Source organism: Deinococcus soli (ex Cha et al. 2016), assembly GCF_001007995.1.
In the GTDB taxonomy this organism is placed as follows: domain Bacteria; phylum Deinococcota; class Deinococci; order Deinococcales; family Deinococcaceae; genus Deinococcus; species Deinococcus soli.
Genome location: NZ_CP011389.1, coordinates 1,640,001 through 1,661,797, shown reverse-complemented (window position 1 = coordinate 1,661,797; position 21,797 = coordinate 1,640,001). Strand labels below are relative to the sequence as shown.

The window sequence follows — 21,797 nt, the reverse complement described above, 5'->3', positions numbered from 1 at the left end:
TAGGTCATTTCGGCGGGACGGTCACGCGACATTGACCGGCAGACCCGTCCCGGCCATCTCGCGGCCGGGACGGGTCTGCCTGATTCCGGGGTTCAGCTCTCGCCGGTGTCGAGCCAGGGTCCGACCTGCTCGTCCAGGTCCGTCCAGTTCAGCGCGCGGCCCACGCGCCACTCGCCGGGCGTGCTGCTGCGCGCGGACCAGACGTGAGAGGCGTCGCCCATGTCGAGCCGGTGCAGGCCCAGTGCGCTGGCCTGTTGCAGCAGGGCGCCCATGCCCTGCGCGGCGAGGGTGTGCGCGCCGTGCTGGATCTGGCCCTGCACGAACAGCCACGTTTCGACCGGTTCAGCCGGTGCGGTCCCGGTGAACGAGAAGGCACTGCTGGGGGCCGGCGTGTGGTCCGGGGTGGTGGGCGTGGGGGTGGTGACCGGCGCGGCGCCGCCGGAGAGCAGCGTGTCGAACAGCGACGCGGCGCTGGCGGCGGGGATCGCCGGGTCGGACGCCGCAGGGTTGGACACGGCGGGGCTGGGCTGGGCCGGGCTGGGCGGGGCGGACGCGAAGCCGAACGGGTCGGTGCGCGCGGCGATGGCCGGGCCGGGGTCGGTATCCAGGATGCTGCTCTCCTGGAAGTCGAACACGTCCAGCAGGCCGCTCAGGGCGTCCTGGCCGAAGGTGGCGGTGACTTCCTGCGCGGCGCGGTACTCGGCGTGCGCCTCGGCCAGCAGGGCCTCGGCGTCGTGCAGGGTCTGCTCGTAGCGTTCGCGGGCCTGGGCGCTCATGCGGCCCAGGCGGCGTTGGGCGCGCAGCGTGTCGGCCATGCGGCCCAGGCGCTGGGTGGTCTCGCCGGCCAGACCGCGGACCATGTCGTACTCGCGCACGACCCGGTCGGCGCGGGCGTCGAAGTCCTCGCGTTCCTGCGCGGCGGCGCCCATGCGGCGTTCCAGGCGCGTCCAGAGGTCCGTGATGTCCACCCCGGCGCCCTGCGCGAGGGCCGCGCGGGCCTGCGTGATCAGCGGCGCGAGTTCCTCGCTGGCGCCGGGCACGTTGCGGGCCGAGCGTTCGATGTCCAGCAGTTCACGCTGCGTTTCCAGCTGCTGCGCGGCATTCACGCCGGCGGCCAGCGCGGCCTGCATGCCGGCCAGTTCCTGCAGTTCGTCCGTGGCGAGGCTGCCGCTGTCGAGCAGGTGGCGCGCGGAGTCCAGCGCGATGCGCATGTCGGCCGTGGCGGTCGCCTGGGCTAGCGCGTCCTCCAGGCGGGCCAGCTGGGCGCGCTGCTCGCCCAGCGTGCGTTCCCGCTCGACTTTCAGCTGGGTGCGCCAGTCCTCGACGAGTTCCGCGGTCAGCTGCCCCTGGGCGTGCAGGGCGCGCAGGCGGTCGTGCTGCTCGCGCAGGTCCGCGCGGCCCTGCAGGAGCGGCGTGTACTCGCGTTCGGTCAGGTTCAGCTGCTGCGCGGCGTGCTCCTGTTCCAGCGCCAGCACGCGCGCCTGCGCGTCCGGGTCGAGGATCGTGGCGCTCGTCGGGATGACCGCCTGATCTGACGGGACGGTCTGCACGACCGACGATTCCAGCAGTTTGCGGAGGTTGAAGGTGATCGTGCGAGCGCGTTCCACCTCGCCGGGCAGTAGCGTGCCCTGTTTCTGCGCCTCGTCGATCTGTCCGATCAGGGTGTCCAGGCGGCGGACGTCCTTGCCGCCCATGCCCTGCACCCGCTCGAACGCCGCGCGGAGTTCGGCGAGGTCCTGACCCTGCTCGATCAGGCCCTCCTGCAGGCGGCGGTCCATGGCGTCGATCAGGTTCTGCGCCTCGCGCACCAGGTCGCCCACGTCCCGGCCGTCCTTCTCCTCCTGCCGGGCGACGGTCAGCACGCCGCGCAGGCGCTGCGTCTCGGGCCAGTCGAAGTACAGCGAGAAGCGCCGCGCGGCCTCCTCCAGCGCCGGAATCTGGCTGCCCTGCGCGGGCAGCAGGCGTTCCTGCGTGGCCTTGATCAGCTCGCCCAGTACCTCCGAGACGCGTTTTTTCGCCAGGGGGGCGGGTACGCTGAGCTGCAGGCGCTTGAAGACCTCTTTTTTCAGGATGTCTTCAAGGGTCGCGATGTCGAGCAGTTCCAGGGTGGACCCGCGCGCCTGCGCGGCCTCCTGAAGGATGCGTTCCAGCGCGCGGGGCGACACGAGGTCCCCCAGCATCTGGACGGGTAAACGGTGCAGGCTGGCCATCAGACGTCCTCATCCCAGTCGATCACGGTGTGTTGAGCGGTGGTGTGTGTGCTGCCCTGGTCGCCCAGCAGCCCGAACTGCAGGCACAGGCCCCGGAACCCGAAGGCCAGCAGGCCCAGCGCGCCCAGCGCGAGCAGCGCCCACACGGGCAGTGCGGACGCGCCCTGCGAGAGCGTCACGTTCGTCAGGCCCGCCAGGGCGCCGCCGCCCATCGCGTCCCCGAGCGCACCCAGGAACCCGAACACGCCCTCCAGGAACAGCGGGAGCAGCAGCAGCAGCAGTCCGGCCGTGATGGCCCGCCAGTACACGTTGCGTCCCCCGAAGGCCAGGTTCAGCAGGTACAGCGGCGCGGCGACGCCCACGCCCAGCAGCAGGAAGATCAGTGCACGCAGCCAGCCGCTGAACCACCCGGCGGTGCCCAGGGACGCGCGGTCGAGCGCGCTGACCGGCTCGCCCCGCGCGGCCCGCTCGGCGTTCGCGAGGCCCGCGATCAGGGCCTGCACGTCGCTGGGGCGCGGCGCGGTACGGTTCTGCGCGCCCTCCAGCGCCTGTTGCAGCGTCAGGTACTCGGCGGTGTCGCGCAGGGGGGTGCCCGCGCGGGCCAGTTGCGTGCTGGCGTCCTGCAGCGCGGCGCGGGCGGTCAGGCCGTCGGCGTGCCCGCTCGCCGCCAAAGCGCGGCCCAGCGCGGCGTACACCGCCTCGGCGCCGGGAGCCCGCGTTGTGGGCTGTGTGGCCGGCGCAGCCGGGTCAGTGGCCGCAGTCGGAGCTGATGTCGCGGGGGTGGTGGCTGGCGTGGTGCCCGGGGTGGCGGCGCCCGCTGGGGTGCCCGCAGTGGGCCGGGCGGGCGTCAGCGCGGGCGGCTGGGCCAGCGCCTGCGCGAACACCTGCGTGCCCCGCCGCAGCGTGCCCAGCGACGAGGTCAGGCCCGCCGTGTCCCCGGACGTCAGCTGCCGCAGCGCGTTCCCAAACTGCGAGAGTTTCAGGTCGCCGACACTGGTGGAATCCTGCACGACCGTGAACCACCCGGTCGCGCGCGCTAGGTTCACGTACGACCCGGTCGTCTGCTGCGCCCGCGTCGCCTGGAGGGCCGCGCTGACCTTCTGCACCGCCGCGCGCTGCAACCGCCACGCGACGCGCTCCAGTCGACCGGCCTTCGCGTCGGCGCTCAGGGCGCTGGCCGCGTCGCCGCTCAGGCCGAATTCCCGCGTCAGCAGCGTCAGCTGTGAGCCGGCGTTCGTAGGCTGCGCGCCCAGTGCCGCGAGACTCTGGTCGTACAGCGCCTTGCGCATCAGGCCGCGTGCCAGCTGCACCTGCGCCTCCAGTTCCGCCGGGGTGCGCGCCAGCGCCGCGCGGCTGCGGCCCAGCGCGTCACGCAGCCCACTCACGATCTGCTGGTTGCGCAGCGTCGGCGCCAGTTCATCCAGCGCCTGACCGGCTGCGTCCAGGCGGTTCAGGGCCTGCTCGGCCGACTGCGCGCGTACCTGCACCGCTCCGTCCAGACTGCCGGCCAGCGCGCTGTACGCCGTGAGGTTCTGTGCGCCCGCCGCGCCCATCAGGGCCGCCGTCACCCAGGCCAGCCCGGCCCGGCGCAGCCGCCCGGCCGTCACGCCGCGCGTCACGCGGCCACCTTGATCTGCTGCAGTTCCACCAGGAGTCTCCCCACGTTCGCCTGCGAACTGGCGATCACTGCCACGCAGTGCTCGCCCAGCGGGCACACGCACACCGTCTGCCCGCCCAGGTCCGCCGACAGCAGCCGCAGCGCGCGCTTCTGGAACAGCATCGCGCTGGCCGCCACGACGCCCGCCAGGCCGTTCGCGTCCCGCACGGCCCGCACGCGCAGCACCTCGCCGCTCGCGCGGCAGACCATCACGCCCTGCACGCCACTCAGACGCCCCAGCGTCTGGATCAGCGTGTCCTGATCCATGGTGGTGTTCAGGTCGTACGAGCGGCCCGAGAGGCCAGCGGCGTACTCGGGATCGTCGAATTCAAAGTCGTCGGCACCCAGGCCCAGGTCGTTCCACATCTCGGTGTCCGGGGCGTCATCCCAGGTGGCGCTGGGGCCACTCTCGATGAACAGCGTGGGCGCCTTGGGGTACCGGTCGGCCATCTGCGCGGACAGCGCGAGCAGTTCCCGGCGGGCGCGGGCGGCGGGCATCACGGTGCTCAGGCGGGACAGCAGCGGCCCGGAAAGCATGCGCTGCATCTCCTGGGCACTCACGTTCTCCGGCAGCAGGTTCTGCTCGCGCAGCACCGACCGCACCATCGTTTCAGCCGCCCGTTCGGAGACCACGCCAGCCAGGGCGCGGACGGTCATGGTGTACACAGCGTTCGTCATGAGGGACCTCAAGCCAGTATAGGTACACCGGACTTACATGATTATCTCATCCGAGCGCACGTGAACGCCGCACGGGGGCCCCTGCTATACTTCCGGCGGCCAGCCGCGCGCCGGCCCACGCGCGCACTCGTAGCTCAGCTGGATAGAGCGGCCCCCTCCTAAGGGGCAGGCCCCGCGTTCGAATCGCGGCGAGTGCACCACGAACCCCGCCCCTGCGGCGGGGCTTTTCGTTTACCACCAGCCCCGGCGTTTGAAGTACACGCTCAGGGCCGCGCCGATCAGCAGGAAGGTGCCCCAGGCCAGCGCGTAGCCGTGCGGGCTGCGCAGTTCGGGCATGAACTCGAAATTCATGCCCCACACGCCCGCCAGGAAGGTCAGCGGCAGGAAGATCACGCTGACGGCGGTCAGGGTGCGCATGACCTCGTTCATGCGCTGGCTCTGGAGGTTCAGGTGCAGGTCGAGCAGGTTCGTCAGGAGGTCGCGCAGGGTGTCGAAGCGTGCGGCGGCGCGCGTGAACGAGTCCTGCACGTCGCGGTAGCGCACCAGGTCGGCCGGGGTGCAGGTGGCGTGGCGGCCCAGCAGCGCGGTCGCCTCGCGCGCGTCGGTCGCCAGCCGCCGCGCCTGCGACACGAGGTGCTTGAGTTCGAACACGTGCGGCACCGGGTTCTCCCGCACCCTCTGGAACACGCGTTCCTCCAGGTCGTCCACGCGGGCCTCCAGCGCGTCGGCAGCCGTGAAGAAGGTGTCGGCGGTGTGATCGAGCAGCTCGTACGTGACTTCCTGTGCGGTGTTCACGCTGTCGCGTCCGGCCAGCGGCCACACCCCACTCAGGGCGCGGGTGCCGCCAGGGCTGTGGGTCAGCACGGCGTGATCGAAGGTGAAGATACTCAGCCGCTCCGTGAACTCGTCCACCTGATCCGGATTCACGTAAGAGCGCACCGTGATGAATGCGTGCTCGGGGTACACCTCGGCGCGGCTCCAGTGCCCGCGTTCCAGGGCGTCCTCCAGCGCGAGGCGGTTCAGGGGAAACGCGGCGCGCAGCGCGGCCAGTTCAGCCGGAGTGGGGTCCTGGGTGTCCACCCAGACGTTCTCGTGCTCCCCGTTCCAGGGAAAGTCCTGCCCGTCGCTGAGTCGCCGCGCCCTGATCATGCCCGCAGGATGGCAGACTCCCGCCCGGCCACTATGCTGAAAGGGTGAACGCGTGGCTGTGGGTGATGGCGGGCGGCGCCGTGGGCGCGGCGGCCCGCTACGGTACGCAGGTGCTGCTGGCGCCGCTGGCGCTGCGCGCCGCGTTTCCCGTGCCGGTGCTGCTGATCAACGTCCTGGGGTCGTTCCTGCTGGGCCTGACGCTGACGCTGGTGGGCCGGGGCGTGTGGCCGGACGCGGCGCGGCTGGCGTTCGGGACCGGGGTGCTGGGCGCCTTCACGACGTTCTCCACCTTCAGCGTGGAACTCGACGACCTGCTCGCCCACGGGCGGGGCGGCGCGGCGCTGCTGTACGCGGGCCTCAGCGTCACGCTGGGCGTCCTGGCGGCCGTGGCGGGCCGCACGCTGGGGGGACGCCTGTGACCCGCCGCAAGAAGAAGACCGGGGAGGGGGGAGGCAGCGGCGCGACCCGACCCCCGGAGCAGTTCCTGGAACTGTCGGAACTCCTCGCGTACGTGGGGCAGGTCGTCGCGCGGGGTCTGCCGGGCGCCGTGTGGGTCCGCGCCGAGATCGCCAGCGTCACGGACCGCCGCCACCTCTACCTGGATCTCGTGCAGGCCGCAGAGGACGGCGAGGTCGCCAAGTGCCGCGCGACCGTGTGGGCCCGCGAACGCTTCAGCCTGGAAGGCAAGTTCCGCCGCGCGACCGGCGGCACCCTCACGGCGGGCCTGAAGGTGCTGCTGTTTGCCGAGGCGACCTTCCACGAGCAGTACGGCTTCTCGCTGAACGTGCTGGACGTCGCGCCGGAATTCACGCTGGGGGACGCCGCGCTGCGCCTCGCCGAGCACCGCGAGACCCTGGTCCGCGAGGGCGTCTACGGCCTGAACCGCCTGCTGGCGGCCCCCGGGGACTTCGGGCGCTTCGCCGTGATCGCCCCGCGCGAGGCGGCCGGTCTGGGCGACTTCCGCCGCGAGATCGACCCGCTGGAGGCCGCCGGGGTGCTGCGCCCGGTCTACCTGGAGGCCACCTTCCAGGGCCGCGACGCCGCGCCCAGCCTGCTGCGCGCCGCCGGGGAGGCCCGCGCGCTGCACGAGCAGGAACCGCTGGACGCGCTGGTCGTCCTGCGCGGCGGCGGGGCCGTCACGGACCTCGCGTGGCTGAACGACCTCGCGTTCGCGCGCGCGCTGGCGACCTTCCCCGTGCCGGTCATCACGGGCCTGGGGCACGCGCGGGACGACACCCTCCCCGACGAGGTGGCCCATACCCGTGTGGATACGCCCAGCAAGGCCGCCGCGCTGATCGTCCGCACCGTCGCGGGGGCCGCCGCGCAGGCGCAGGAGGACGCCCGCACCATCCGCGCGCACGCCACGCAGATCCTCGTGGACGCCCAGGCGGGCGCGGACTGGGCGCTGGACCGCGCCCGCAGCGCGGCCGGACGGCACGTGGACCGCGCCGCGCAGGACGTGGACGCCCTGATGCGCCAGGCGCTGGGCCTCACCCCGCAGCGCACCCTGGCCCGCGGCTACGCCCTCGTCCGCGGCCCGGACGGGCAACCCGTCACCCGCGCCGCGCAGGTCACGCCCGGGCAGCCCCTCACGCTGGAATGGACTGACGGCAGCGTGCCCGTGCGAGCCGAGGAGTGACTCTCATTCCTCGCCGGTCGCCACCGGGCGCGTGTCGTCGCTGATCCAGTCGCTCCACGACCCGGCGTACAGGCGGTTGTCCGGGCCCAGCGGTACACCTGCCAGTTCGCGGGCCAGCAGGTTCGGCGTGGCACTCACGCCACTGCCGCAGTACGTGACGGTCGGCGCGCCCCCCGCGTCCAGCCGCGCCGCCTGCGCCCCCGCGTCCCGCCAGTGGCCCGACCCGTCCAGCGCGCCCGCCCAGTCGCGGTTCACGGCGCCCGGGATGTGCCCGCCCTTGCGGTCGATGGGTTCCACCTCGCCCCGGTAGCGGCCCGGCGCGCGCGAATCGATCAGGAGGGTGCCCGCCCCGCGCGCCTGCACGTCGGCGGCAGTCGCCACGAGGTCCGCCTGCACGTCCGGCACGAAGCTGACCGGGGTGGGGGAGGGGTCCTCTGTACTGACGTCACCGCCTGCCGCGACCCAGGCGGGCCAGCCGCCGTCCAGCACCGCCACCCCCGCGTGCCCCAGCCAGCGCAGCAGCCACCACGCCCGCGCCGCGTAGAAGCCCTGCCCGGTACTGGGGTCGTCGTAACACACGACCAGGCTGTCGTTCCCGAAGCCCACGCTCCCCAGCCACGCGGCCAGCGCCGCCGGGTCCGGCAGCGGATGACGCCCCCCCGACCCATCCGGCTGTACCGGACCGCTCAGGTCCGTCTCCAGATCGGCGTACACGGCTCCCGGCACGTGCCCGCCCAGGTACGCGATCCGCCCGGTCAGCGGGTCGCTCAGGGCGTAGCGGGCGTCCAGCACCCGCACGCGCGGGTCACGCTGGTGCGCGCGCAGCCAGGACACGGAAACCAGCGGGGTGGGCAGCGTCAGGTCGGCCATGCCCGCAGGCTACACCCGCCGCTCAGGCCTCCAGCCGTTGCCACGCCCGGCGGAACACGTTCAGCGTGCCCGCGTCGAACAGCACCACCCGCACGTGCAGGTCCGGGTGATCCGCCAGGAACGCGGTGATCGTCCGCAGGGTCACCTCCGCCGCTGACGGCAGCGGGTAGCCGTACACCCCGGTGCTGATCGCCGGGAACGCCACGCTGCGGCATCCGGCCTGCGCGGCCAGTTCCAGGCTGCGGCGGTACGCCCCGGCCAGCAACTCCGGCTCGTCCTGGGTGCCCCCACGCCAGATCGGCCCGACCGCATGAATGACGTGCCGCACGCCCCGCGCCGACAGACCGAACGCCGGGGTGATCACCGCCGTTCCGGTCGGTGTTCCCCCGATCTCTCGGATGGCGCGCAGCAATTCCGGGCCCGCCGCGCGGTGGATGACGCCGTCCACGCCACCCCCACCCGCCAGTTCCCTGTTGGCCGCCGTGACCACCGCACACACGTCCTGCGCCGCGATGTCCCCCTGCACCAGTTCCAGCGGCACGCCTCTCTTACTCCCCGGTGACCTGGGCCAGCCGCGCGTCCGTGAAGGTGTAGCTGCGCAGGTGATCGGCCCGCACGCGCGCCTCCCGGTCGGCTTCCGTCCACTCGGGTTCGGGCAGCTGCCGCGCCCGCTCGGCCCGCTGGATCGCCAGGAGTTCCTCCACCGCGCGGTCCAGGTCGTCGTTCACGACCACGTACCGGAACTCGTGCGCCTCGCGGATCTCCTCACGGGCGCGTGCCAGGCGCTTCTCGATCCGTTCGGGCGTCTCGGTCGCGCGGCCCTCCAGGCGGCGGCGCAACTCCGTCAGGCTGGGCGGCATGATGAAGATCAGGATCGCCTCCTCACCCACGCGCGCCTTGACCTGCATCGCGCCCTCCACCTCGATCTCCAGCACCACGTCCTGCCCGCGACTCAGGGCCGCCTCGATCGGCTCGATCGGCGTGCCGTACCGGTTGCCCACGAACGCCGCGTGTTCCAGGAAGCCGTTCGCCTGCGCCTTCTCCTCGAACGCGTCGGGGCTCACGAACACGTAGTGCACGCCGTCCTGCTCGCCGGGGCGGGCTGAACGGGTCGTCCAGGAGGTACTGAAGAACACGTCCTGCCCGGCCAGCCAGCGTTCACGCAGCGTGCCCTTGCCCACGCCGGACGCGCCGGTCATGACCAGCAGCAGCCCGCGCCGCGCAGGAGTGGAAAGTGGAGTCTCGGAAACCGTCATCCCCACACCATACCTGGGGGGCCCCAGGACTGGAAACCCGCACGCAGCAGGCGCGCGGCCCGCCCCATCAGGGAACAGGCCACGCGCCCGCCGGCTCCTCGCTTACTTCTTCTTCTTGCCGGAAGTGGTCTTTGCGCGGCCCTTGCCGAGCGCCTGACCCTTCTCGAAGCTGGCCTGCATCTTGCGGCGCGTCTCCTCGACCATCGTCTGGAAGTCCACCAGACCGGACTCGACGGCTTCCATGCTGGGCTTGATGTTCCCGCCCCGGCGCGCGGCGGCCAGGTCACGGTTGGTCTCCTCGAACCACGCGTCGAAGTCGGGCGTGTGGTCGAAGATCATCTCGCGGGTGTCGCGCTGGTAGGTGTCGGTGCTGCCGCGGCGGGTGAACTGCTTGGGCATCGTGAAGCGCTCGGGCAGGTACGCGCCGTCAATCTTGCCGGACCGCACGGCTTCCTGGAACAGCTTCACGAAGGTATCGCTGCGCTGGGGGTTGCTGAGTTCCATCACCTGTTCACTGAGTTTCTTGTAAGCCATAAGTAGATATCCTCCTGATTCAGGAGTATGACTGCCAGGAAGGCATCAAGTAAAGAGCGGCGGATATTCATCCATTCGACTTCCCTGTGCAAGAGACTGCCCCTGAAAGATTTGACGAGGAGAACCCGGCAGGGAAACGGTGGCCGATCACGCCATCCTGGCAGACAGTCCTATACCTTGCGTACTTGAGGCAGTCACGCGCGACACAACTGAAATGTCTTGGCATCCCGCGCACGATCGGGCCTCATCGATCATTCACCCCTGTCCTCGAACTCAGCAGCAGGCGACAGATTGATCTCCACGCCCCTCTGCAGGTTGTCACGTGCCCCGGCGGGCAAAATGTCCAGCCCTTCCTCAATGTCCATCCGTGACGGTATCGCCAGAATCCCAGTCCGATAGGTTGCCCAATGCACCCGTTAAAAGTCGAGTGATGTCACTGGAAAGATCGCCTGAGTTGACCACTCCTGCCTTCCGGCCGCTCCTGAAGCCAGGCGGGCACCGCGCTTCACGCGCAGCGGCTGTATTTCGTAGAGAAACGCGCAGACGGGTAGGGTGCAGCGCATCGGAAGTTACGGGTGCAGGCGCAGTAGCCCGGCAGCCGTGGGTGTGAAGCCGCACGCGGCGTAGAAGGCCGTCAGGTGAGTTTCAAAATCCACGTGCAACCACTCCACCCCCGCGTGCTCCCGCGTGGCGCGGATGCCCGCCTGCACCAGCTGCGTGCCGACGCCGCGCCGCTGCCAGTCCGGGTGGACGGTCGTGTCCAGCAGGAAGGCGTGCGCGCCCCCGTCCCAGGCGATGTTCACGAAGCCCACCAGCCGCGCCCCGTCATGCGCGGTGACCCAGGTCAGGCTGCGCGGCAGCACCGCTGCCCAGCGTGCCCCGTCGTCCGCGCCCCCCCAGGCGAGCGACCGGAGCTCCCCAAGCGCGGGCAGATCCGGCCACTCGCGGACGCGGCAGGTGATCAGGAGATGATGCCCAGCGCGCGGCCCACCTCAGCGTACGCCTGCAGGGCGTGATCCAGGTCGTCGCGGGTGTGCTCGGCGGTCACGATGTTGCGGATGCGGGCCAGCCCGCGCGGCACGGTCGGGAAGCCCAGGCCCACCGCGAACACGCCCCGGTCGAACAGCAGGCGGCTTGCCTCAAACGCGGCGGGTGCCTCGCCGAAGATCACCGGCGTGATGGGCGTTGTGCTGCCGAAGATGTCGAAGCCCAGGCCCTGCAACTCCGCCTTGAAGTACCGGGTGTTCGCCCACAGGCGCTCCATCAGGGTGGGGTCACGCTGCACCTCGTCGAGCGCGGCGGCCAGCGCGCCCACCGTGGCGGGGGCCTGCGCGGTGCTGAACAGGTACGGGCGGGCGCGGTTGATCAGCAGCTGCCGCAGGTCCCCGTGCCCGGCCGCGTAGCCGCCCACGCCGCCCCACGCCTTGCTGAGCGTCCCGACCTGAATCACGTCGTCGGCGTACTCGAAGCCGAAGTGATGCACGGTGCCGCGCCCCGCCTCGCCCATCACGCCGCTGCCGTGCGCGTCGTCCACGTACGTCACCGCGCCGTACTTCCGGGCGACCGCCACCAGCCGGTCCAGCGGCGCCACGTCGCCGTCCATGCTGAACACCCCGTCCGTCACGACCAGTTTCAGGCCGTCCGTGTCGTGCTCCTTCAGCAGGCGCTCCAGATCGTCCGGGTCGGCGTGTTTGAACACCTTCTTCGTGGCCTTCGTCAGACGCAGCCCGTCGATGATACTGGCGTGGTTCAGCTCGTCACTGACGACCAGATCACCCTCGCGCAGCAGCGCCCCCAGCACCCCCTGGTTCGTGGTGAAGCCGCTGTGCAGCACCAGCGCGCTCCCGGTGTGCTTGAACGCCGCGAGCTGCGCCTCGAACTCCTCGTGGATCCGCAGCGTCCCGGCGATCGTGCGCACCGCGCCCGCCCCCACCCCCCACCGGTCCAGGTACTCGGCGGCCCGGGCCTTCAGGGCCGGGTGGTCCGCGAAGCCCAGGTAATTGTTGCTGGCGAGGTTCACTACCTCGCGCCCATCCACGCGCGTCCGGGCACGGTTCGCGCTGTCCAGCACGCGCGGATGGATCAGCAGCCCGCTCTCACGCAGGCCGGACAGCTCGGCAGTCAGACGGTCGGACAGGGAAGTGGCCATATTCGAAGAGTCTAGGCGCCCCCCACCTCCGCCGTCCGTGAGCCGGGGACGACCTCCGTCTCGGCGCGCGGTGACACGCCACCAGGCGTACTTGCACTATCGTGCCCGCGTGACCCCTTCCCGCCTGCGTGACCACCTGCCCGCCCTGACCGGCGCGGCCACGGCCATCGCGGCCCCCGGCGACCTGGACAGTCACCTGCTGCGCCCACTGGAAGCCCTGCTCGACATGGCGTGGCTGCGCTGGAGGCGCGGCGCCGAGCAGCCCTGGACACTTGCCAGCCACAGCGGCGCTGCGCCCGTCCAGGCCCCCGCCCCCGGGGACAGTGGCGACGAGCCGCTGCCGGCCATCAGCGTCACCCCGCACGGCCTGCTGCTGCGGGTCACGCCGGACGACGCGGCCCTGCTGACCGGACCCCCGCCCGGCGCGCAGGAACGTGGCGAACTGCTCTCCGCGCTGCGGGTCGCCGCGCTGGCCCTGCAGCACGCCGCGCTGCTCGGATCAGCCCAGGCCGGGCAGGTCGCCCTGACCCGCGCGCAGACCTTCGCCACCCTCAGCCCCATCGGGATCGCGGCGGGCACGCTGGACGGGCAGCTGCTGGAGGTCAACGACGCGTACCTGCACCTGCTGGGCTACACCCGCGCCGACTTCGACGCCGGGCGCATCAACTGGGTGACCCTCACGCCCGACAGCGAACGCGCCGGGGACGAGGCCGCCTTCGCCCGCGCGTTCACGCACGGCGCCAGCGGCTGGTACGAGAAGACCATGCTCGACCGCCACGGTCAGGCCATCCCGGTCGAGGTGCAGCTCCTGCGGTACCACGACCAGACGGACGATCTGGTCATCGGGTACGTCCGCGACCTGCGCGAACGCCGCGCCCTGGAACTCGAGCGGCAGGCCCGCGCCGCCGACACCCAGGCGCAGCTCAGCCGCAACGAATCCGATCTGGCGCAGCTGGCCGCGCAGCTGCACGGGCAGAACACCGAACTCGAGGCCCGCACCGCCGTCCTTGAAGGTTTCGCGGGCCTCACGCGCGACCTCACCCTGGAAGGTGACCTGTACGCCCTGATCCGCCGCGCCCAGCAGTTCGCCCAGCAGCTCCTGCCCAGCGGCTTCGCCGTGTACTACGAACCCGAAGGCGACCTGTGGCGCCTGAAATCCCAGGTGGGCGACCTGGGCAACCCGCAGTTGCAGGCCATCCTGGACGCCGGGATCTCCTTTGAGGGCACACCGAACCTGCTGATCCCCTGGCGCACCCGCCTGCCCCACTACCAGGAACACTACGACCGCGCCGCCGACGGTCTGGAAGCCGTCACGGAGCAGCTCCAGACGACCGCCACACTGCCCGTCAGCGTGAAGGGCGCGCCGCGCGGCATCTTCGCGTTCGGCCTGAACCACGCCCAGCCCTGGCGCCGCGCCGACAAGGCCGTCCTGGAAAGCGTCGCCCAGAGCCTCGGGCTGGCCATCGAACGCGCCGAACAGGCCCGCACCCTGCGCGAACACGCCGCTGAACTCGAAATCCGCACCCGCGCCCTGGAAGCCTTCGCGGAACTCTCGCGGGACCTCACCCTGGAACCCGACCCGGTCAGCCTCGTCGGACGCGCGCAGGAGATCATCGTGAGCCTCCTGCCGCACGCCGTCACCACCTACTACGAACCGCAGGGCGACCGCTGGCGGCTGCGCAGCCACCGCGGCCACTTCCGCAACCCCAACCTGCTGCCTGTCCTCCAGCGCGGCCTGCCGCGCGGCCAGACCGTCAACGTTGACCGGCCCTTCACCACCCGCACCCCCCACTACCAGGACCGCTTTGACCCCGCCACCGTCGCCGCCGCCCGCGAGGACATCACCGACATCCAGGCCACCGCGTCCTTCCCCGTCCAGAGCGGCCAGCGCGTGCGCGGCGTCCTCGTCGTGGGCCGCCACACCCCCGAACCCTGGACCAGCGTGAACCGCCGCCTGCTCGACACGGTCCTCTCCAGCCTGCAACTCGCCCTCGAACGCACCGAGCACGCCCAGGCCCTGCACCGCCGCACCCAGGAACTCGAACGCAGCAACGCCGAACTCGAACAGTTCGCGTACGTCGCCAGTCACGACCTGCAAGAACCCCTGCGGACCATCACCAGCTTCACCGAACTGCTCGCCCGGCGCTTCGACCACCACCAGGACCCCCGCGTGGCGCAGTACGTCACGCACATCAGCAGCGGCACCGCCCGCATGCAGCAGCTCATCCAGGACCTCCTGAGCTTCGCGCGCGTCACCTCCCAGCGCGAACCCCTGCGGCCCACCGACCCCACCCACGTCCTCTCGCAGCTGCGTGCCGATCTGGCCGCGCCGCTGGAACAGGCCGGCGCCACGCTCAGCGCCGACCCCCTGCCGCACGTCCTGGCCTCCGGCACGCAGCTGCGCCGCCTCCTGCAGAACCTCATCGGGAACGCCCTGAAATTCCACGCCCCCGGCGTGCCCCCCCACGTGCACATCAGCGCGCAGCACGAAGATGAACAGGTCCGCTTCACCGTGCAGGACAACGGCATCGGCATCGCCCCCGAATACCACGAGCGGATCTTCACGGTCTTCCAGCGTCTCCACGGCCGCGACGAATACCCCGGCACCGGCATCGGCCTGTCCGTCGCCCGCCGCATCGTCGAAGGCCACGGCGGCCGCATGGGCCTGACCTCGGCGCCCGGCCAGGGCACCACCTTCTGGTTCACTCTCCCCGCCGCGCCGCCCGAGCTGCCACCTGCCCCTCAGGGTCACTGACCACCACTTCAGGTATGGCAAACCCCCGGGGCGGCCCGGGGGTTCGTTCGCTCCTCGCTCTGCTCGGCCCTTCGGGCGGCGAGGCGATTACCTGTTCATGATATGAATCGCCTGCTTATGCACCGCCTCGGCGGCCTCCAGCACGCTCTCGCCCAGGGTGGGGTGCGCGTGGATGGTCAGGGCGATGTCGCTGGCGGTCGCGGCCATCTCCAGCGCCAGTCCGGCCTCGCCGAGCAGGTCGCTGGCGTGCGGGCCGACGATGTGCACGCCCAGCAGCAGGTCCGTGTCCTTCTCGACGACCATCTTCACGAAGCCGTCGGTCTGCTGGAGGGTCATGGCGCGGCCCGAGGCGGACAGGGGGAACACGCCGGTCTTGATGGTGTAACCCTTGTCCTTGGCTTCCTGCTCGGTCAGGCCCACCCAGGCCAGTTCAGGGCTGGTGTACACCACGCCGGGAATGGCGACGGCGTCCTGCTCGGCGGGTTTCCCGGCGATGACCTCGGCCGCGACCAGACCTTCCTTCATGGCCTTGTGGGCCAACATGGGGTTACTGGCGACGTCCCCGATGGAGTAGATGTGCGGGACGTTCGTGCGCTGCTGCCTGTCCGCCGGGATGAAGCCCCGGTCCGTGACGGTCACGCCCGCCGCCTGGGCGTTCAGGCCGTCGGTGCGCGGGCGGCGGCCCACGGCCACCAGCACGCGGTCGAAGACTTCCACGGTCCTGGCGCCGGTCTTCACGTCCTCGAGTTCCACGTGAACGCCGTCGGCTTTCTTCTCGGCCTTGTTGGCCTTGGTCTGCACGGCGATCTCGATGCCCTGCTTCTTCATGGCCTTCGTGAATTCCTTGACGGCGTCGGCGTCCGCGCCGGGCACCACGTTCGGCATGAACTCGATCACTTTGACCTTGCTGCCCATGTTGTTGTACACGTGCGCGAACTCGAAGCCGATCACGCCGCCGCCGATGCACAGCATGCGCGCGGGCACCGGGTCCGGCATGACCAGCGCGCCCGTGGAGTCCACGATGCTCTCCTGATCCACGTCCAGGCCCGGCAGTTTGGCGGGCTCGCTGCCCGTCGCGATGATGATGCTGGCCGCCGTCACCGTCTGCTCGCCGACCCTGACGGTGTGGTCGTCCACGAAGCTGGCCTGCCCGGTCAGGTGCGTGACCTTGTTCGCCTTGAACAGCGCGCCCACCCCGCCGGTCAGCTTCTTCACGATGCCGTCCTTCCAGCCGTTCAGCTTGGCGATGTCCATCCGCTGCTCGCCGAAGGTCAGGCCGAAGTCCGCCGCATGCCGCGCCGCGGCAATCTGCTCACCGGCGTGCAGCAGCGCCTTGGTGGGAATGCAGCCCACGTTCAGGCACACGCCGCCCACCTTCTCCCGCTCGGCGCACGCGACCTTCAGGCCCAGCTGCGCCGCGCGGATCGCCGCGTGATACCCGCCGGGTCCCGCGCCGATCACGAGCACGTCGTAGTCATAGGATTTCGTCATGCTGGCAGTCTAACGCGCCCCCCGTGAGCCGTCACTGACCTGCCGCCATAGCTGGACAGGCGCCATTCACAACTCCCACTGGTCAAACATGGGTGATGGTTGATCGGTGATGGAGAAAAGACTCAGATCTCAAGGAAGTCCGTCACCACGCGGTTCAGCACCCACCAGCCGTCCGGCGTGGCGCGCAGCCGGTCGCCGTCCAGGGTCAGGAGGCCGCGCGCGACGTTCTGCGCGATGGGCGCGGCGTACACCCCGGCCACGTCCAGACCGCTGCGGCGCGACAGGTCCGCCAGATCCACCCCCGCGCGCAGGCGCAGGCCCATGAACAGCGCGTCCGTCACGAACTCGGTCGCGTCGATGGCCTCCGCCTCGCCCGCCGCCCCCGTCAGCCACCCGTGCAGGTGCGGATTCGTCCGGCGGACCGTCAACATGTCCCCTGTGCCCCGCGCCCCGCCTTCCGCCGGGTAGTGTCCGGCCGCGCCCGGCCCCAGCCCCAGGTACGTGCGGCCCTGCCAGTACGCGAGATTGTGCCGGGATTCCTGCCCGGGCCGCGCGTAGTTGCTCACCTCGTAGCGGGCGAAGCCCAGCGCGGTCAGGGCGGCCTCTGTCTCCTCGAAGCCGCGCCGCTCGTCGTCCTCCTGCACGGTCACGCCGCGCCGGGCGAACTCGGTGCCGGGCTCGATGGTCAGCGTGTACGCACTGACGTGCCCCACGCCCAGGTCCACCAGCCCCTGAATGTCACTCAGGAGCGGCTGCCCCGGCACGGCCGTGATCAGGTCACCACTCACGCGGAAGCCCTCACCGATCAGGGTCGTCACGGCCTCACGCGCCTGCGCCGCGTCATGCTGACGGCCCAGGAATGTCAATGTGGCGTCGTCGAGGCTCTGCACGCCCACGCTGGCCCGGTCGAAGCCCAGCGCCCGCCAGTGCCCCGCGCGCGGCCCGCTGACCGTCCCCGGGTTGACCTCCAGCGTGTTCTCCACGCGGCCCCAGCCCAGGTGCCGCCGCACGCTGCCCACCAGCGCCGCGAGTTCCTCGTCCCGCAGGAAACTGGGCGTGCCGCCCCCCAGGTACACCGTGTCCAGCTCGACGGTGTAGACCGCGGCCAGCCCCGCCGCCTCGACCTCCAGCTGTTCCAGGTAGCGTTCCACCAGCCCCGTGCGGCGCGTCAGGACGTGAAAATCGCAGTACGGGCAGATGGTCGGGCAGAACGGTACGTGCACGTACAGGTGCCGCACCACCGGATCCAGCGCGGGGGAGGGGGCAGGCAGGCTCACGCGCGGCAGTGTACCGCCCACCCCCGCGCGAACCGTGACCCGCCTTCCACGCCCGGCGCGGGAAGCCCGAGGGGGGGCAGTCCAGAAACCTGCTGCGGCCCGCGCGTATCCTCCGCGCATGACTGACCAGCCCCGAGAGCGTACCTACACCTGGGCCGACATGACCCCCGCCCTGGAGGCCGCCCGCCGCCTGAGCGGCCTGGAGTACCTGCACGCCATCGCTCGCGGCGAGTTGCCCCCCGCACCCATCGGCATGACGCTCGGCATGGAACCCCTGCGTGCCGAGGACTTCACCGAGGGCCGCGCCGTCTTCCGCCTGAAACCGCAGGAGTTCCACCACAACCCCATCGGCAGCGTGCACGGCGGCGTGTTCGCCACGCTGCTCGACTCCGCCGTGGGCTGCGCCGTCCACACCACGCTGCCCGCCGGGGTGGGCTACACCACGCTGGAACTGAAGTTCAACTGCATCCGCCCCCTGCTTGCGGGTGGCCCCGAGGTGCAGGCCATCGGACAGGTCGTGCAGGTCACCCGCCAGACCGCCATCGCCGAGGGCCGCATCGTCGACGACGCCGGGAAGCTGTACGCGCACGCCACCACCACCTGCCTCCTGCTGCGCTGAATCCCCACTCCGGCGCGGTCAGCGGCCGTGCGGGGTGCGGTCCATCCAGGCGGTCAGGGTGGCGGCCAGTGCGGCGGGCGTGGTGACGGTCACGGGCACGCCCAGCCCCGCCACGGCGGACGCGGCCGGACACTCGCCCTGCGCGCCCTCACCGGCGTCCTCGCCCGTCCAGGCGGGGAACTCGCCGCCCTCGCGGTAGGGAAGGCCACCCGCGTCCTCGACCAGCGTGTCCGGTACGCTCACCGCCGGGCCACCTGCCAGCGCGGTGTGCGCGATCACGATCACGCCGCGCGGACGTTCCTCCTGCACGGCGGCCAGCAGCGGCGTCAGCCCCTCGTGCACGACCAGCGCGGCGCGGCCCTTCCCGTCCACACCCGCAATGGCTGCCGCGAGTTCGCCTGCCAGTTCGGGCGGCGCGGCGATCAGCCACGCGTGCCCCCCGGCGCGACCCTCGAACAGGGCGCGGGCACTGCCATACACGTCAGACCAGGTGCGGGTGTGTTGCATGCCTGCCAGCATAGGCGAGGTGCGGCACCCGGCCACAGTCGCGTGCGGCAGACTGTCCGGCATGACCACCCGCGATCCCCACCCGCTGGACCTGCTGCGCGAGGAGGCCCGCCACGCCGACCCGCGCGCCGTGCAGCGCGACCTGAACGCCCGTCCCCTCCCCACGCTGGAGCCCGGAACCTGGCGTGCGGGCGCCGAGGAGACCCTGCGCGACTGCACCGGCATGGAACGCAAGATCCAGATGGAGATGCGCATCGGTCTCGAAGGGCACCTGGACGGCCTGCCGCTGCGCCCCACCGCGCCCCTGGCGGACATGACCCTCCCGGAGCTGCTGACCGAGCACGCCGAGGGCCGCCGCATGCTCCTGTGCCTCCTCGACCGGCTCCTGACCGTCGGCGAGGCGCACGACATCCGCGCCTGGACGATGGGGGAGGAGGTGCCCCCGGCGGTGTACGTCCTGGCACTGCGGGGCCGCCTCGCCCGGCTGGACGGCTACATCCACGAGGAGCGCGTGACGCCCTGATCAGTCCGTGAAGCGCAGCAGGTACCCGTCCGGGTCCTGTATCAGCAGCTGGCGTTGCTTGTTCGCTACCTCGCCCTCCAGGTACGTCTCGGTCCGCAGCGGCTGGAACAGCGGATAGCCTTCCGCGACCAGCCGCGCGTGCAGGGCGTCCAGCTCCGGGTGCACGATCTGAAAGTTGATGCCGCGCCCGAACGGCACCTCCAGCGGCCCGGTCAGCCACGCGCCATCCGGCTGCGCCTGCTCCAGCATCCACTGCGCGCGGCCCAGGCTCAGGTACGCAAAGCCGGGCCGCGTGTCGTGCAGCGTGAAGCCGAACACGCGCGTGTACACGTCCAGCGAACGCCCCAGGTCACGGGTCATCAACTCAGGCACCAGCGGCGCCCACTCGGTCACGGGCACCAGCGAGAGATTCTCGGTCATGAGCGCAGCGTAGCGGCCTCTGGCGGCGTGCGGACCGGTGTGGTGGCCTATGCTCCCCGCCGGTGCGGTTCGGGAATCCTGATGCGGCCGGTGCAGCCTCCGTTGTAGCGTTCGGGGTTCCAGAACGAAAAATCCGTCCTTCGCGGACGGTGATAGGGAAAGGATATCGTGGTATGCAGGGCGTGTCAACCCTGGTATATGGGTTCCGGGAACCGTGTGCTGAACGTGTTTTCTGGTCTGGAGGTATGCGGCGTATGCAGTCGCGTCAGCCGGTCAGGCGGGGCAGCAGCGCCACGACCGCTGCGATGGTCGGCACGCTCAGGACGGTGCTGAGGAACGCGGTGCGGGCGACCGTGTCGGCGTCCCCGCCGTACTCGCGGGCGATCAGCAGGGCGTTGACGGCGGTGGGCATGCTGGCGGACAGCACGAGGACGGCCAGCACCTCGCCCCGCAGGCCGCAGATGAGTCCGGCGGCGACGCCCAGCAGGGGGCCGCCGATCAGCCGCGCGGCGGTGGCCAGCCACACGCGGGTGTCCAGGCGCGGCCAGCCGCCCGAGCCGAGTTGCAGGCCCAGTGAGAGCAGTACCATCGGCAGGGTCGCCTGTGCGAGCAACTCCACGCCGCGCGTCAGGCCCTCGGGCAGTTGCAGGTGCAGGGCGCGCAGCGTGACGCCCAGCGCGACCATCCACACGGCTGGGAGGCGCACCATGTTTAGCAGCATCCGGCCCGCGCTGGGGGGCGGCTGGTCGGGGCGGCGCACGCGGGCGGTGTACACGACGGGCGCGATGACGTACATGCCCACGAAGGACATCAGGAACAGCAGCGTGGCGTGCGCGAAGCCTGCCTGTCCGAAGGCGAACAGCGCGATGGGGAGGCCCATGTTGCCGCTGTTCCAGATGCCGACGCTCGCGGTGAGGCTGCGCCGCTGCGCCTGCGGGGCGCGCAGGCCGGTCAGCCAGCCCAGCAGCAGGCTGCCCGCGACGGTCAGGGCGTACGCGGCGCCCAGCGTCAGGACTTCGCCCGCCTGCACGCGGGTGGTCAGCAGGACGTTCAGCACGAGTGCCGGGGACAGCAGGTACAGCGTGACCCGCGCGATGGTCGCCTGATCAATGGGGAAGCGCGCCGAGACGAGCGCGCCCAGCCCCGCGACGAGCATGACGGGCAGCAGGACGTTACTCAGGGCCTGAAGCACCCCGCCATGCTGTCACGCGTGGCGGGGCGGGCGGCGTTCAGGTGCAGACGGGTCAGTGGGTGGTGTGCAGGGGGAGGGTGGGGGCGAGCCATACGCGGCCGGTGCCGCGGTAGGACTGCACGAAGCCCTCGCCGGTCTTGCCGCTGCCGAGCAGCCCGCGCGCGCTCTTCTCCACCTTGAATTCCAGCCCGTCGGTGTACGCCACCACGAGGTTCCCGTCGACTTTCAGGGTGTCGCCGCGCAGGTCGAGCACCTGAAATTCCTCGGGGGGGACGGGGCTCTGCAGGGCGAACAGGCCGCTGCCGGTCAGTTTGGGCTGCACCCGGCCCTCGCCACTGCCGACGGCCTGCGCGAAGCCGTGGTTCACGTGGCGGCCCACGGTGATGTCCCCGACGCACGCGACGAACGCGCCGTCGTCCACGATCAGGCTCTCGCCGCGCAGTTCGCCCAGCAGCAGGTGCAGGCGGGTGGGTTCGGTGTACAGGGTGCCGCTGCCCCGGAAGGCGGTCTTGTACAGGCCCTCGCCGCTGGCGGCGGCGGTGACGGCCCCGCGCAGGAAGCCGCCCAGGCCACTGCCTCCGGCGGCGTTCACGGCCTGCATCTCCAGAGTGCCGCGCAGGTATTGCAGGGCGCCGGTTTCCAGCACGGCGTTCCCGGCGCTGCCGTCCCCGGCGACGTGCACGGCCAGCTGCCGCCAGCGGGCGGGGCGGCTCAGCGTCTGGTGGTACCCGCTCAGCGCGGCCTCCATGGGCTCGGCGCTGTACTCGATGACTTCCAGCCGGTTCTGCCCGCTGCTCAGGTCACGCTCGGTGACGCCTTTCCAGGTGAAGTCCATGTCGGTCAGTACGGGGGCCGGCAGCACGGGGTTCCC

Annotated in this window: 21 protein-coding genes and 1 tRNA gene; 6 read left to right on the top strand and 16 right to left on the bottom strand. The window is 71.3% G+C overall.

All coding sequences use genetic code 11. The annotated features are described in order from the left end of the window. Positions 1-92: 92 nt before the first annotated feature. The 3 genes from SY84_RS08185 to SY84_RS08175 are packed head-to-tail and all read right to left on the bottom strand — an operon-like array spanning position 93 to position 4,545. A complete protein-coding gene (locus SY84_RS08185) occupies positions 93-2,210 on the bottom strand; it encodes a hypothetical protein (RefSeq protein ID WP_046843610.1) in 2,118 nt (705 codons plus the stop codon). Continuing rightward, positions 2,210-3,829: a hypothetical protein gene (locus SY84_RS08180; protein WP_157882931.1), complete on the bottom strand. Its 1,620-nt coding sequence runs from the start codon at positions 3,827-3,829 to the stop codon at positions 2,210-2,212. The genes SY84_RS08185 and SY84_RS08180 overlap by 1 nt, the downstream gene beginning before the upstream one ends. After that, the gene (locus SY84_RS08175; RefSeq protein ID WP_046843609.1) at positions 3,826-4,545 is read right to left on the bottom strand and encodes a roadblock/LC7 domain-containing protein; all 720 of its coding nucleotides are present in this window, start codon (positions 4,543-4,545) and stop codon (positions 3,826-3,828) included. Before SY84_RS08175 ends, SY84_RS08180 begins: the two co-directional genes overlap by 4 nt. Before the next feature lie 123 nt (positions 4,546-4,668). Between SY84_RS08175 and SY84_RS08170 the strand changes: the two genes are divergently transcribed. Continuing rightward, positions 4,669-4,745, top strand: a tRNA-Arg gene (locus SY84_RS08170). A 31-nt stretch (positions 4,746-4,776) separates the two neighbouring features. Here SY84_RS08170 and SY84_RS08165 read toward each other — a convergent pair. After that, positions 4,777-5,694, bottom strand: coding sequence for a magnesium transporter CorA family protein (locus tag SY84_RS08165; protein WP_046843608.1), 918 nt, complete (start codon positions 5,692-5,694; stop codon positions 4,777-4,779). Between the two features lie 65 nt (positions 5,695-5,759). Between SY84_RS08165 and SY84_RS08160 the strand changes: the two genes are divergently transcribed. Together SY84_RS08160 and xseA are read left to right on the top strand one after the other, a co-directional pair. Continuing rightward, positions 5,760-6,113: a fluoride efflux transporter FluC gene (locus tag SY84_RS08160; RefSeq protein WP_046845047.1), complete on the top strand. Its 354-nt coding sequence runs from the start codon at positions 5,760-5,762 to the stop codon at positions 6,111-6,113. Further along, positions 6,110-7,333 carry an exodeoxyribonuclease VII large subunit gene (gene xseA, locus SY84_RS08155; protein ID WP_046843607.1) on the top strand — a complete coding sequence of 408 codons (1,224 nt, stop codon included), beginning with the start codon at positions 6,110-6,112 and terminating at the stop codon, positions 7,331-7,333. The genes SY84_RS08160 and xseA overlap by 4 nt, the downstream gene beginning before the upstream one ends. Before the next feature lie 3 nt (positions 7,334-7,336). On the opposite strand, the gene SY84_RS08150 is transcribed toward xseA, so the two are convergent. From SY84_RS08150 to SY84_RS08125, 6 genes are all read right to left on the bottom strand, one after another. Beyond that, positions 7,337-8,203, bottom strand: coding sequence for a sulfurtransferase (locus SY84_RS08150; protein ID WP_046843606.1), 867 nt, complete (start codon positions 8,201-8,203; stop codon positions 7,337-7,339). Between the two features lie 22 nt (positions 8,204-8,225). Beyond that, complete coding sequence (locus tag SY84_RS08145) at positions 8,226-8,744, bottom strand: macro domain-containing protein (RefSeq protein WP_046843605.1); 519 nt, start codon at positions 8,742-8,744, stop codon at positions 8,226-8,228. Positions 8,745-8,751: 7 nt separating this feature from the next. Then, positions 8,752-9,459, bottom strand: coding sequence for a guanylate kinase (gene gmk, locus SY84_RS08140; RefSeq protein WP_046843604.1), 708 nt, complete (start codon positions 9,457-9,459; stop codon positions 8,752-8,754). Positions 9,460-9,561: 102 nt separating this feature from the next. After that, positions 9,562-9,993: a hypothetical protein gene (locus tag SY84_RS08135; RefSeq protein ID WP_046843603.1), complete on the bottom strand. Its 432-nt coding sequence runs from the start codon at positions 9,991-9,993 to the stop codon at positions 9,562-9,564. A 569-nt stretch (positions 9,994-10,562) separates the two neighbouring features. After that, positions 10,563-10,856: a GNAT family N-acetyltransferase gene (locus SY84_RS08130; protein ID WP_229756044.1), complete on the bottom strand. Its 294-nt coding sequence runs from the start codon at positions 10,854-10,856 to the stop codon at positions 10,563-10,565. A 98-nt stretch (positions 10,857-10,954) separates the two neighbouring features. Further along, complete coding sequence (locus SY84_RS08125) at positions 10,955-12,142, bottom strand: BioF/Kbl family PLP-dependent acyltransferase (protein WP_046843601.1); 1,188 nt, start codon at positions 12,140-12,142, stop codon at positions 10,955-10,957. A 109-nt stretch (positions 12,143-12,251) separates the two neighbouring features. Here SY84_RS08125 and SY84_RS15880 point away from each other — a divergent pair, with 109 nt between their 5' ends. After that, complete coding sequence (locus SY84_RS15880; RefSeq protein ID WP_052751082.1) at positions 12,252-14,897, top strand: ATP-binding protein; 2,646 nt, start codon at positions 12,252-12,254, stop codon at positions 14,895-14,897. 87 nt (positions 14,898-14,984) lie between these two features. On the opposite strand, the gene lpdA is transcribed toward SY84_RS15880, so the two are convergent. Together lpdA and hemW are read right to left on the bottom strand one after the other, a co-directional pair. Further along, positions 14,985-16,388 carry a dihydrolipoyl dehydrogenase gene (gene lpdA / locus SY84_RS08115; protein ID WP_046843600.1) on the bottom strand — a complete coding sequence of 468 codons (1,404 nt, stop codon included), beginning with the start codon at positions 16,386-16,388 and terminating at the stop codon, positions 14,985-14,987. Between the two features lie 122 nt (positions 16,389-16,510). Beyond that, positions 16,511-17,665, bottom strand: coding sequence for a radical SAM family heme chaperone HemW (gene hemW / locus SY84_RS08110; protein WP_046843599.1), 1,155 nt, complete (start codon positions 17,663-17,665; stop codon positions 16,511-16,513). Between the two features lie 118 nt (positions 17,666-17,783). Between hemW and SY84_RS08105 the strand changes: the two genes are divergently transcribed. Further along, positions 17,784-18,284 carry a PaaI family thioesterase gene (locus SY84_RS08105; RefSeq protein ID WP_046843598.1) on the top strand — a complete coding sequence of 167 codons (501 nt, stop codon included), beginning with the start codon at positions 17,784-17,786 and terminating at the stop codon, positions 18,282-18,284. 18 nt (positions 18,285-18,302) lie between these two features. On the opposite strand, the gene SY84_RS08100 is transcribed toward SY84_RS08105, so the two are convergent. Next, entirely contained in the window at positions 18,303-18,791 is a 489-nt protein-coding gene (locus SY84_RS08100; protein ID WP_046843597.1) for a hypothetical protein, read from the bottom strand. Between the two features lie 61 nt (positions 18,792-18,852). On the opposite strand from SY84_RS08100, the gene SY84_RS08095 reads away from it, so the two are divergent. Beyond that, positions 18,853-19,314: a hypothetical protein gene (locus tag SY84_RS08095; RefSeq protein WP_046843596.1), complete on the top strand. Its 462-nt coding sequence runs from the start codon at positions 18,853-18,855 to the stop codon at positions 19,312-19,314. Here SY84_RS08095 and SY84_RS08090 read toward each other — a convergent pair whose 3' ends face one another. The 3 genes from SY84_RS08090 to SY84_RS08080 all read right to left on the bottom strand — a co-directional run bounded on the left by SY84_RS08090 (position 19,315) and on the right by SY84_RS08080 (position 21,761). Continuing rightward, the gene (locus tag SY84_RS08090) at positions 19,315-19,734 is read right to left on the bottom strand and encodes a VOC family protein (protein ID WP_046843595.1); all 420 of its coding nucleotides are present in this window, start codon (positions 19,732-19,734) and stop codon (positions 19,315-19,317) included. It lies immediately after the preceding gene. A gap of 265 nt (positions 19,735-19,999) precedes the next feature. Continuing rightward, a complete protein-coding gene (locus tag SY84_RS08085; RefSeq protein WP_229756045.1) occupies positions 20,000-20,926 on the bottom strand; it encodes an AEC family transporter in 927 nt (308 codons plus the stop codon). Between the two features lie 52 nt (positions 20,927-20,978). Further along, positions 20,979-21,761, bottom strand: coding sequence for an AIM24 family protein (locus tag SY84_RS08080; RefSeq protein ID WP_046843594.1), 783 nt, complete (start codon positions 21,759-21,761; stop codon positions 20,979-20,981). Between the last annotated feature and the right edge of the window lie 36 nt (positions 21,762-21,797).